10 protein-coding genes are annotated in these 11,092 nt (G+C 60.2%); 3 read left to right on the top strand and 7 right to left on the bottom strand.

All coding sequences use genetic code 11. The features are described from left to right. Positions 1 to 22: 22 nt before the first annotated feature. The 7 genes from AB3X94_RS20790 to AB3X94_RS20760 all read right to left on the bottom strand — a co-directional run bounded on the left by AB3X94_RS20790 (position 23) and on the right by AB3X94_RS20760 (position 8,361). A complete protein-coding gene (locus AB3X94_RS20790; protein WP_368612563.1) occupies positions 23 to 679 on the bottom strand; it encodes a response regulator transcription factor in 657 nt (218 codons plus the stop codon). Positions 680 to 1,000: 321 nt separating this feature from the next. After that, positions 1,001 to 1,900, bottom strand: coding sequence for an SDR family oxidoreductase (locus tag AB3X94_RS20785; protein ID WP_368612562.1), 900 nt, complete (start codon positions 1,898 to 1,900; stop codon positions 1,001 to 1,003). A gap of 142 nt (positions 1,901 to 2,042) precedes the next feature. Beyond that, positions 2,043 to 3,299 (bottom strand): MFS transporter, encoded by a 1,257-nt coding sequence (locus tag AB3X94_RS20780; RefSeq protein WP_368612561.1) that lies wholly within the window; start codon positions 3,297 to 3,299, stop codon positions 2,043 to 2,045. A 92-nt stretch (positions 3,300 to 3,391) separates the two neighbouring features. Then, positions 3,392 to 4,753, bottom strand: coding sequence for a sensor histidine kinase (locus tag AB3X94_RS20775; protein WP_368612560.1), 1,362 nt, complete (start codon positions 4,751 to 4,753; stop codon positions 3,392 to 3,394). 337 nt (positions 4,754 to 5,090) lie between these two features. Then, entirely contained in the window at positions 5,091 to 6,098 is a 1,008-nt protein-coding gene (locus AB3X94_RS20770; RefSeq protein WP_368612559.1) for an aldo/keto reductase, read from the bottom strand. A 35-nt stretch (positions 6,099 to 6,133) separates the two neighbouring features. Continuing rightward, positions 6,134 to 7,267, bottom strand: coding sequence for a HoxN/HupN/NixA family nickel/cobalt transporter (locus AB3X94_RS20765; protein ID WP_368612558.1), 1,134 nt, complete (start codon positions 7,265 to 7,267; stop codon positions 6,134 to 6,136). A 62-nt stretch (positions 7,268 to 7,329) separates the two neighbouring features. Next, positions 7,330 to 8,361, bottom strand: coding sequence for a DUF4331 family protein (locus AB3X94_RS20760; RefSeq protein WP_368612557.1), 1,032 nt, complete (start codon positions 8,359 to 8,361; stop codon positions 7,330 to 7,332). Between the two features lie 434 nt (positions 8,362 to 8,795). Between AB3X94_RS20760 and AB3X94_RS20755 the strand changes: the two genes are divergently transcribed. The 3 genes from AB3X94_RS20755 to AB3X94_RS20745 all read left to right on the top strand — a co-directional run bounded on the left by AB3X94_RS20755 (position 8,796) and on the right by AB3X94_RS20745 (position 10,898). After that, complete coding sequence (locus tag AB3X94_RS20755) at positions 8,796 to 9,155, top strand: response regulator transcription factor (protein ID WP_368582226.1); 360 nt, start codon at positions 8,796 to 8,798, stop codon at positions 9,153 to 9,155. A gap of 27 nt (positions 9,156 to 9,182) precedes the next feature. Beyond that, complete coding sequence (locus AB3X94_RS20750; RefSeq protein ID WP_368612556.1) at positions 9,183 to 9,839, top strand: response regulator transcription factor; 657 nt, start codon at positions 9,183 to 9,185, stop codon at positions 9,837 to 9,839. Between the two features lie 321 nt (positions 9,840 to 10,160). Continuing rightward, entirely contained in the window at positions 10,161 to 10,898 is a 738-nt protein-coding gene (locus tag AB3X94_RS20745) for an SDR family oxidoreductase (protein WP_368582159.1), read from the top strand. Positions 10,899 to 11,092 lie beyond the last annotated feature (194 nt).

Genomic DNA, 11,092 nt, shown 5'->3' with positions numbered 1-11,092 from the left:
AATTGTCTCGCAGTGGCCCGGTTCAATCGCGCGCGGCAGATCCGGCAGGGCCTTTGACGAGACCCAATGCCTCGGCCTTCAGTACGAAATCGGCGAACGATGCCGATTTCATTTTCTTCATCGCCTGGCCGCGATGGAGCTTGACCGTGATTTCGCTGAGATTCAGTTCGGTGGCAATCTGCTTGTTGAGCAGTCCGGCGGCCACCAATTCCATGATTTTGCGTTCACGCGGGGTCAACGATTCATACTGCTTGCGCAATGCCACCGCGGACTGCTCTTTCGCGCGCCTTTCCCGGTCCACCTCCAAAGCGGCAGTGACCGCTTCGACCATATCCTGACCGCGAAAAGGTTTCGGCAGGAAGTCGACTGCGCCAGTCTTCATTGCGCGAACCGACATCGGAATGTCGCCGTGCGCGGTCATCAAAATCACGGGCAGCCCAAGCTGGCGGGCAATCTGCTCTTGCACCTGGAGTCCGTTTTGGCCTTTGAGCCGAACGTCCAGAACAACGCAGCTGGGCACCTCAGGAAGATCCATCGCCAGGAATTCTGTTGGGCTGGCAAATAGTTTGACGGTCAGGTCGACGGAGTCCAACAATGTCTCGACCGCTTGGCGCATTGCGCTGTCGTCATCGATCACATAGACGATAGAGTCGATGGCATCGTCCGGCATGTTCGTCATTGCGTTCCCCGTCATTAGGCTCAAAGGCGAGACCGGTGCCCGAATATTCCCGCGTGGGTCGTTCCGATCGTCATCCGACATTCTAGCCAAAACGTATGGCAAGAAATCGCCTTATATAGCCTAAAAGAGGAGCTAACGCTAGCTGCGCAGTGAGGTGTTGCCACCGACGGCCGCACGGCCGGTGGATGCAGTGTTCGAGTGCGATTGATGCGTCGCACCATTGAGTGTATCAAGCCGGGTAACTGTCCCGCTCGATCGAGCCGGACGCGCGATCTGCAAGCGTTCGGGACGGAGTCTGCGCTCCGTCCCACGCGCGGTTGCTTACTTGAACGACCGCGGCTTGAGCAGGTCGGCGAGGCCGACTCGGTGCAGCATTTCCGAACGAAGACGGTCGAGTACCGTGAAACCGACGTTCGCGCCGTCTTCGGTGGGATCGATGTGAACGCGGAAGGGGCGCTTGCCGAACGGCGCATTTACGACATCGACGACCGCGCTTGCCACGAGTCCCGCATCTGCATCGGGCGGCACGATCGCCGAGAACGCCGTCTGCACCTGTTCGCCAAAGCCGGTATACGGGCCGTTGTCGTATTCGGCGGCACGGTCCTTGTCGTCAGGTAGCCCCGCGTGGGCGAAGTGGTTCGTGCCTTTCGTGAACGCGCCGGGCACGATGAGGGATGTCTCGATCCCCCAACGCGAGAGTTCCCGCGCGTACTGAACGGCGATCGCATCCATGGCCGCCTTTGCGCCGAAGTACGGTGCAAGCCACGGCGGCGTGCCGCCGGCAGAGCTGCTGCTCGAAATCCAGACCAGCAGGCCTTGCCGTTGATGACGCATATGTGGCAGAACCGCACGGTTGACGCGCTGCGTGCTGACGACGTTCACGTCGTACAGCGCCGCGTATTGTTCTGGCGTGAAGGCTTCCGCGGGACCAAACACCATGTGACCGGCGTTGTGAATCAGCACGTCGATCTTGCCCTCCTCGTCGATGACCTTCGCGACGGCCGCTGCTACCGAGGGCTCGGATTGCACGTTCATCTCGACTGGGCGGAGAGCGATTGCTTCGCTTTGCGCGAGGTTGATCAGTTGCGCGGCCACCTCGGCATTGCGTTCGGCGATGTCGCGCATCGACGCATAGACCGTGTATCCGGCTCGCGCGAGTGCGACGGAGATCAGACGGCCGAATCCGCTGGATGCCCCGGTGACGAGTACTGTCTTGCTCATGATTTCTCCAGAGTGGTAGATCGATTACCGTTGTTGTGGTCAGCCAGGTGATTTTCTTGCCGGCGGTACGACCGCGATTGCGAGATCGAGTGGATTCTTTCGAATTCGAACGTGCTGCCTCAAATGCGCGCCAAAGGCTCGTTCAATTCGTTTGCGCCGGATGAATAGCGGATTCCGATCTTGACCCAGCGAGGAGAAGCAGAGCGAACAGACTCGCCACGCAGGCGAGCAGAATGTACCAGGTCGGGGCGTAGTGGCTGCCGGCCCAGAGGCTCACCGACGCGACGATTAACGGTGCTGTTCCACCGAATAGCGCGACGCCGACGGAATACACCAGCGACAGCGACAGCGCCCGTTGGCGCTCCGGAAACATGCGCAGAATTTCGACGATGGCAGGGCCGCCGCCTGCCATTGACAGGCCGGCGAACAGCATGATCGCGGCGAGCAGGGACGAGTCACCGCCCGCAGACGCTGCGAACCGGAACGCCGGAAATACGACGATCATTGTCATGACGCGCGACACTGCAATGATGCGGCTGTTGCCGAAGTGATCCGCAAGCCAGCCGCCGGCCACCGACGCCACGACGCTGATCAGGCCGACCAGCATCGTCGCAGTGGCGGTGAGTTTCGCGGTCGGTATTGCGCCGCCGACGCCGAAAGCAGCGGTGTACGCTGCCATGTACGTCGGCACTGTGCCGCCAAAGATGAGCAGGAGCGCAATCAACCATTGTTTGCCATGGCCGGACGTGTATGTGCTCACTGGAAGAACCGTCGTTGGTTTGCGCCAATCTTCCTTGATGTGGCGACGCAAAAGATACTGCAGTGGAACGATCGCGGTGGCGAGCGCAAACGGCAGCCGCCATCCCCACCGCTCGACTTCGGCTGGCGGCAGCATCTGGGAAATCGCCATCCCGCAGAGGCCGGACGCGACCAGTGCCAACCCCTGACCGGCCATGAGCCACCCGGCGTACCAGGATTGCCGTTGCGGGGGGCACGACTCCATCATCAGCGACGCGGATACGCCCATTTCCCCGCCGATTGCGACACCCTGAACTAGCCTGCATAGCAGCACCAGCGTCGGAGCGGCCAATCCGATGGTCGAATAACCCGGCACCGCTGCGACGCCGAGCGTGCCCACGGTGATCAGTAGCGAAGTCAGAAGCAAAGCCGGTTTGCGGCCCGCGGAATCGGCATGCATGCCGATCAGGATCGCGCCGAGCGGACGAGCCAGGAATCCCGCGGCGAAAATCCCGAAGGAATAGATCATGCCGGCAGCATTACTGGAGTGCGGGAAAAACGCCCTGTTTATAAACGCGATAAACGTTGCATACGAAAAGTAATCGAAGAATTCCAGTGCGTTCGCAATGACCACGGTCACCGCAGTCCGTTTGGTCATCATGTGTGCGGCCTCAACTGGGGGATTCGCGCAGAAGGTGGGCATGTCGATTTCTATGGCGTTGGCTGACCCATGCAATGCTGGGCACTCTGTCATCAGGAATCGCGGATGAGCGTTCCCGCATCGTTAGCATGGACATCCACGGCATCGTTGGCGGCTGTTTCGGGACGCGGCAGCGTAAAGCAGAAGCGGGTCCCGGTTTTCCCCGTGGACCCCACCCAGATCTTGCCACCGTGCGATTCAACGATCGATTTCGAAATCGGCAGGCCCATCCCCATGCCATCGCGCTTCGTGCTGAGGAAAGGCTGAAAAACGGCCTGTGGATCGGCACTGTCGATTCCGCAACCGGAGTCGACGACTTCGAACAGCACGTGCATCTCGCTGTAACTTACAGCCCTGACTCGCACAAAGGCCTCGCCATCCCGGCCGCGTGCAGCGATCGCGTGCACGCTGTTGATCAGCAGATTGGTGAGAACCTGCTGGACATGGATGTGATCAGCGAATGCCGTTAGCCCGGGTTCGACCTCCTTGCGCAGCGAAATCGACTTGGCATTTGCTTCCGGCGCAACGAGGAGCATCGCTGATTCGATGATCTCCGCACAGTCGAGACGCCGCGCTTGTATCGGTGCGTTGCCAAGAAAACCGCGCAGCCGGCGGCAAATCTCGGTCGTGTCGTCGGTCCAGCGAGCTGCATTGCGCAGCGCGGCTACCGCCTCCGTCACGTGGGGTTCCTTGCGGCCAAGCCAGCGAATCGCGGCCTCGATCGCCGTGCGGATCGCAGCGAGCGGTTGACCGATCTCGTGGGTAATCGATGCGACCAACTGGTCGACCGTCGATACCCGTTGCGAGTGCGCCATCTCGGCACGCAGCGCATCGAGTCGAGCGCTGTTTTCCTTGTACTCCGTGACGTCGAACGCGTAGAAGTGAAGCCGTCGGTATTGCTCGATCTTGTCGGGCAATGCGCAGCGCCAGACGATCGGTACCTTCCGTCCTTTCAGCGACGTGAGTGTGCGCTCGCCCTGGCACGACGTGTGGCCCAGCAGCATCCCGCGCAAGACCTGTGAGTTACTGAATCGATCGGCCGGCAACAACTGACGCGACCACGCGTGAAATATCTCCTTTGAGTCGGCCTCGAAAAGAGAAAGGGTGGCTTCGTTAGCATCTACGATCGAATGCAGGCGGCGCAGTTCGTCGATTAACCCCGGATTCGCTTCTATGTACGCATCGAGATCCGCAACGCCGCTTTCTCGCAGAGCGTCGATTCGCCGTTTGACCTCCGACCAGTCTTCTACAAGGATCGGGATTGGCGCGAGACGGAACAGCTCCTGAGGCACGCCTCCCGCAATGTCGGCAGCGGTGACGGGGTTCGGCATTGCTTGGGAGGAGGTCGTCGCAGCGGTCGGATCGATCGTGCTGGAGGGGCCATCGAGCGAAGCGGGCGGTCCAGGTTTGATCATCGCTGTATCTGGAAATACGACTGAACGGATTTCGAACCGATTCGAAGTTCTGCGGAGCCAGCAGATAAGGTTGTGGCTGGTTCCTGTACTGTCTTCGACAATAACAGCACGAGGGCGCGATAGCCACTACACCATGGTATAAGCCGCTTTCGCTCTTGCTTAGGGCGTTAAACGCTGGTGTAGCCGACTCGAATGCGCCGTTGATCTTCCGAAGGGTGGCCGACTGCTTGTAACGGCTTCTATGCGGCCTTCAGCGACTGCGCCGGGAGACCGAAGTCGACGCGGCGAGCGGTGACCGGCTGCCTCGCGCGCCGGCCACCGCCAGGAATGCATTGCGTCAGCGGTTACGCTTCTCGCTATCCAGCTCAGTGAGCAACGCGGGTGCGTAACGTTCGCCAGCCGCTGCGCCTTTCGGCACCGCATGCTCTATGTCGGCGATGTCGTTCGCGTCGAGTTCGACATCAAGCGCGCCGAATGCCTCGTTCAGCCGCTCGCGCTTGCGGGCGCCGACGAGGGGCACGATATCGTTGCCTCGTGACGCGACCCAGGCAATCGCGAGCTGAGCGACAGTCACGCCCTTACGATCGGCGACGGCCCGCAATGCCTCGACGAGTGCAAGATTATGTGCCGCATTTTCTTCCTGGAAACGAGGGCTGATCGCGCGAAAATCGTTCGTGCGCGTGCCCGCGTGCCAGTGCCCGCTAATGAGTCCGCGCGAGAGCACGCCATAGGCGGTAACGCCGATACCCAAGGCGCGGCAGGTCGGCAGGATCTCGTCCTCGATGCCCCTCGAAATCAGGGAGTATTCGATCTGCAGGTCGCTGATGGGATGGACGGCCGCCGCGCGACGGATCGATTCGGGACCGAGTTCGGACAGACCGACATGGCGCACATATCCCGCCTTTACCAGGTCCGCGATTGCCCCCACCGTGTCCTCAATCGGGACGCTGGGATCGAGTCGCGCGGGCCGATAGATATCCACATGGTCGACACCGAGCCGCTGCAGTGAATAAGCCAGAAAGTTGCGTACCGCCGCCGGACGGCCATCGTAGCCGTGCCAGCCCCGCGCGGGATCGCGCAACGCACCGAATTTCACGCTGATGATGGCCGAGTCCCGACGCGACGGCGCGATGCTCGCCAGTGCGTCGCGAATGAGCAACTCGTTGTGACCCATCCCATAGAAGTCGCCAGTATCGAGCAGCGTGACACCAGCTTCGAGCGCGGCGTGCAACGTGGCGATGCTTTCCGTGCGATCGGCCGGTCCGTAAAAATCGGACATGCCCATGCAGCCGAGGCCGAGCGCCGACACCGTCGGGCCATGCCGGCCCAGGGTACGCGTTTTCATGTTGCGTTCTCCACAGTGAATGAGTAGTGTGTGCTTCAATCGCGCGACGCTGCCGCGCGCTGGGCTCGCGGTGCCCATTTTTCCTCGACGCGGCCTAGCTTCCAGACGGCAACCGACACGAGCCAGGTCGCGACGAACAAGCCGGCGATCGCAAAGCCAATCTTGTCGAGGTCCAGTTCGGCGAGCCACGCGAATGCGCCGTGATGCAGATCGAGCCGCTCCCGAAACAGGCCGAGTATTTCGAGCGTGCCAATCAGCAATGCCACGCCGATCGAGAGCGAGGTCACGACGATGTTGTAGTAGATCTTGCGCACGGGGCGCGAGAGCGCCCACCCGTACGCGACGTTCATGAACGAGCCGTCGAGCGTGTCGAACAGCAGCATTCCGGCAGCGAAGAGCACGGGCAGACACAGTGTGGCGTACCACGGCAGGCCGGACGCCGCGCCGGAGCCGGTGATCACGAGAAGTGCGATTTCGGTCGCCGTATCGAAGCCGAGGCCGAACAGCAAGCCTACGATATACATATGCGCGGACTTGCTGACGATTCGCATAAACGGTGCAAGCAGCCGGTTCAGGAAACCACGCCGGTCGCTTAGCGCATCGAGGGATGCTTCGTCGAAGTGTCCATGTCGAAGTTGCCTGAACAGCTTCACAATGTCGATCAGCGTAACCAGATTGAACGCAGCGATCAAATAGAGAAACGCGCCCGAAACACTAGTACCGACAACGCTGGTGAGCGCATGAAAGGCGGAATTCTCGCGATTGATGTATCCGGCAACGGAATGCGCACCGAGCGCCAGTAGAAGGGTCAGCGCGAACACTATTGTCGAATGACCGAGCGAAAACCAGAAGCCGACCGATACTGCCGGCTTGCCCTCGCCGGCCAGCTTACGCGTCGTGTTGTCGATCGCGGCGATATGGTCCGCGTCGAACGCATGACGCATGCCTAGCGTGTAGGCGGTTAGGCCAACGCCGATGCCGAACGCCTTCGAGCCGATGCTGAGATGCAATGGATCGACGAGCATGATCAGCGTGCCCCACCCGACAACGTGAAGTAGCGCGATGAAGACGAGCAGCGCAAGCAGCGTTGCGCCTTGGGCCGGCGTGGAGGGCAGTAATGCTATCGAGGGGCGAGCCTCGGAATGCTTCAGTCGGAAATCGAAGGGCATGGACGTCTCTCGCAAAGCGGCCGGAAAGTGCGAACCCGCGCGGCGCGGGTTCACACGGCGCGTCAGATCCTGGGCACATACGGGAAGCTGGCGTTCGGCTTCCGGGATACGGATTCTTTGCCGATATGTTGGCTGACCGGCGTATTCGCCGCGATCGTGAACATGACGTCCGGCGCGTTGTCAGTCAATGAGCGGCCGTTCCAACTGGCCATGCCAAAGACTGCCCGGGTGCCGACGGTATAAGGCAGGATGTTCGGGAGGAAGCGATGTGCGACGGAGGTAGCGTATCCGATCGGATCTTCAGCCGTCCCATTTGCCGTAACCGCGCCTGCGACGGCCTTGATGATTGTTTCGCCGAATGTGGCGAAGTCGTCCGCTGGGTTACCCGCATTCAGCCGGTTACCGAGATCCTCGTTGAACTGCGTGAAGAGCGGATGAATCATTGGGAGGCCAACGCGGTTGATCGAGCGCCAGCCGCCCGCGTCAGTTGCCAGCGAGGCGACCGCCCACACGCCGATGCGATGGTCCGGCCCAGCCAGCGCGAGGAGTTCGGCATCGGGGATCTCGATGACGATCGAATAGACAGTATGACCGGCGAACAGGTTGCGAGCATCTTTCGGCGTCCATGCGCCCAGCTCGAGCGGTGTGCCATCCTGGAAGGCGTGGCCTACCGCGTGCAGGACGTCGGCCTCGATCCAGAACGGATCGCCTGCCTTGCCAGCCCACGCCCGCAGCCCCGACGCAGCGGTAACCACGGCTTCGGTGGCGCCTTCAACGACAACCTCTCCCGGTGCGTGCGGGTCCACCGCTTTGTCACCGGCAATGCGGCGCAATATAAAGCGTTGCTTGCCCTGCGCTTCGCGGTCGCCAAACGTCAGGCGATATGTAATGTCCTCAACGGCATCCGCGTTCGTGTCAATCTTGAATTCGTACATGCCTTCCGGATGGTAGCCGGGAACCATGACCTCGCCCAAAAACGAATGACAGACGTTGATGACGAGCACCGTGCCAGTCTGCCCTCTGAAGCAGTAAAGGTCGGTGATATCCAGGCGAATATCCTGGCGCGCAATAGGGGAGTCCAAATGGTGGGACATGGTTTTATCCTGTGGGTCGTGAGGGAATCTGGCGCGTTCGCGCTGTTCGTACTCGTGGCACCCGGGCAGATCCCGGCGAAACCCGAAAGCAGCCGTCCAATACGCGATGGCGACGGGGATAGCGTGCCACTACCCGACCACGATCGCTGTCGAAGTCAACGGTCCTTTTTTGAAATCCGCACGGCAGCGGAAATACATTTGCGCGCCCCGTTTCGGGGCAGAGCAGCCGGCCGCCCCGAATGCGCCCCTGCCAGACTGACGTGGAAACAGTGGCGTAACCGGTGCGCCTATGCGGAGCAATCAAAACTAATACGTAGATATAGTTGCCACACCGGGAGATATAGTGTTGACTGCGACGTTAGCCGTCTAGAATAGCTGGCAAGCGCCCCGCTCAAAACGCTGCCCGCACGAGGACCATTCGCTTGCCTCCCGCCATGATTGTCTCGGTCGTTGACGATGACGAAAGCGTGCGTCTCGCGACTGGCATGCTCTTGATGTCACTGGACTGTGATGTCCTGCTATTCGCGTCGGCTGCCGCGTTTCTCGACTCAGGCCGACTCGGCGATATTGATTGCGTGATTTCGGACGTGCAGATGCCCGGAATGGATGGCCTCGAAATGCAACGCAAGCTTATCGAAAAGAAGATTGCGCTTCCTATTATTTTTATCAGCGCTTTCGGTTCCGACGCGATGCGCAAGCAAGCTTTTGCCAACGGCGCGGTGTGCTTTCTCGACAAACCTGTAACTGGCGCGGACATACTCGCGTGCCTCGAAAAAATAGGCAAAAAAACATGAATTACGGCAGCATCAGGAGAGCGGGGCATGAGTTCACAGTATGACGAAACGGGGGAAGCGCTGAATCGGATCGTCTACGTTGTCGACGACGACGATTCGATGCGGGAGGCTCTGAGTACTCTGCTGCGATCGGTGGACCTGCCCGTCGCAGCGTTCTTGTCGGCGCGAGATTTCCTGGCGTTCGAGAAGCCAGACGTACCGAGCTGTCTGATTCTCGACGTGCGCCTCAAAGGGCAGAGCGGACTTGCGGTGCAGGAGCAGATCGCTGCGAGCAACCTCCGTATCCCAATCATCTTTATGACCGCCCACGGCGACATTGCCATGACGGTCAAGGCAATGAAGGCAGGTGCGACGGACTTTCTTGCGAAGCCGTTTCGCGACCAGGACATGCTCGACGCCGTCGATCAGGCATTGGCAGCCGACGAAAAGCGTCGCAACATGGAGCGCGCCTCTTCGGCGCTCAGGAGATGCTACGAATCGCTTACCCCACGGGAGCGCGAAGTTATGGCGCTCGTCGCATCAGGCTTGCGTAATAAGCAGATCGCCGCGGAGATGGGACTCAGCGAAATCACCATCAAAATACATCGCGGGCAGGCGATGCGGAAAATGGAGGCGAGCACGCTCGCCGACTTCGTACTGAAGGCCAAGGCACTTGGAATCGGAAGCAGCCCCGACGAGAGCTGAGCATTTCGGCCACGCCAGTGGCATACACCATCGGTCCATCCCCTAGCGCCATCGTATAGCCCGGTTATGCCACGGCCCGATGGCCCGCGTCGACCCTAGTCCCTATACTTCCTCAGGCACGAAAGAGCGGCGCCTACGCTCGAGATCGTTCCGACTACTGGATGCTGGAGACCAGAGCGAAGCACGCGTTTGCTCGCGACCGACATGGGTCTCCCGGACTGCGAATCACGCGAGTCCGACGCAATTTCATCAGCAACGGTGCGAGTCGATAGCGCGGGCCTGTTCGTCGTTAGCGTCTTTTCCCCAGTCCAGGAGCATGTCATGACAGAATCGATCAAAGTGGCGTTGGTAACCGGCGCTTCCGGTGGCATCGGTAAGGAAGTCGCTCTGCGCCTTGCAGAAGACGGATTCGCCATCGTAGCCAATTACGCTGGTAACCCAGCCCATGCGGATGAGTTGGTAACGGAAATCATTAGCCGCGGCAGTCGTGCGATCGCAGTGCCTGCCAACCTCGCCAATGCCGACGCAGTTGCAGACCTATTTAGCCGCACGCTTTCCGAGTTTGGACGTCTGGACGCGGTCGTAAACTGCGCAGGCATCATGCCTCTCAAACCGATCGAGCCTGATGCGATCGAGATCTTCGATCGCGTAATCGACGTGAATCTGCGTGGCAGCTATCTTGTGATGGCTCACGCGGCGAAGCATTTGGGACCGGGCGGACGGATCGTAGCCTTCACGAGCAGCGTTATCGCCAAGTCGTTTCCAGGATATGGCGCGTATATCGCATCGAAGGCCGGTGTTGAGGGGCTCGTTCGGGTACTGGCTAATGAGATGCGCGGGAAGGGCATTACCGTGAACGCTGTGGCACCGGGCCCGGTTGCCACGGAGCTATTCCTCAAAGGAAAAACGGTGGAACAGATTCATCAGCTCGCGCAGCTTGCGCCGCTGCAGCGGCTCGGCGAGCCGGCGGATATCTCCGGCACCGTGTCGTTCCTGGTCGGCAAAGACGGCGAGTGGGTGAACGGACAGGTTCTGCGCGTGAATGGAGGCTTTGCCTAATCCGACGTGAATGTATCCCTTCGTGGCCGGTGCTCACCGGTCACTCGTGTGTTCTTGATGGCGGTCTCTGGACCGCCTTTTTTTTGCGCGATGAACGCGAACCCGGCTCGAGAAAGCGAGCGAAAACATTTATATGTTGCGACTAATACCGAGGTATAGGTTCGAGATACAAATAACCAGAAACTTCCAGAAAA

The sequence above is a fragment of the Paraburkholderia sp. BR10923 genome (assembly GCF_040948765.1).
In the GTDB taxonomy this organism is placed as follows: Bacteria; Pseudomonadota; Gammaproteobacteria; order Burkholderiales; family Burkholderiaceae; genus Paraburkholderia; species Paraburkholderia youngii.
Note: the sequence above shows the minus strand (reverse complement) of the source record. Positions and strands in the feature narration are given on the sequence as shown.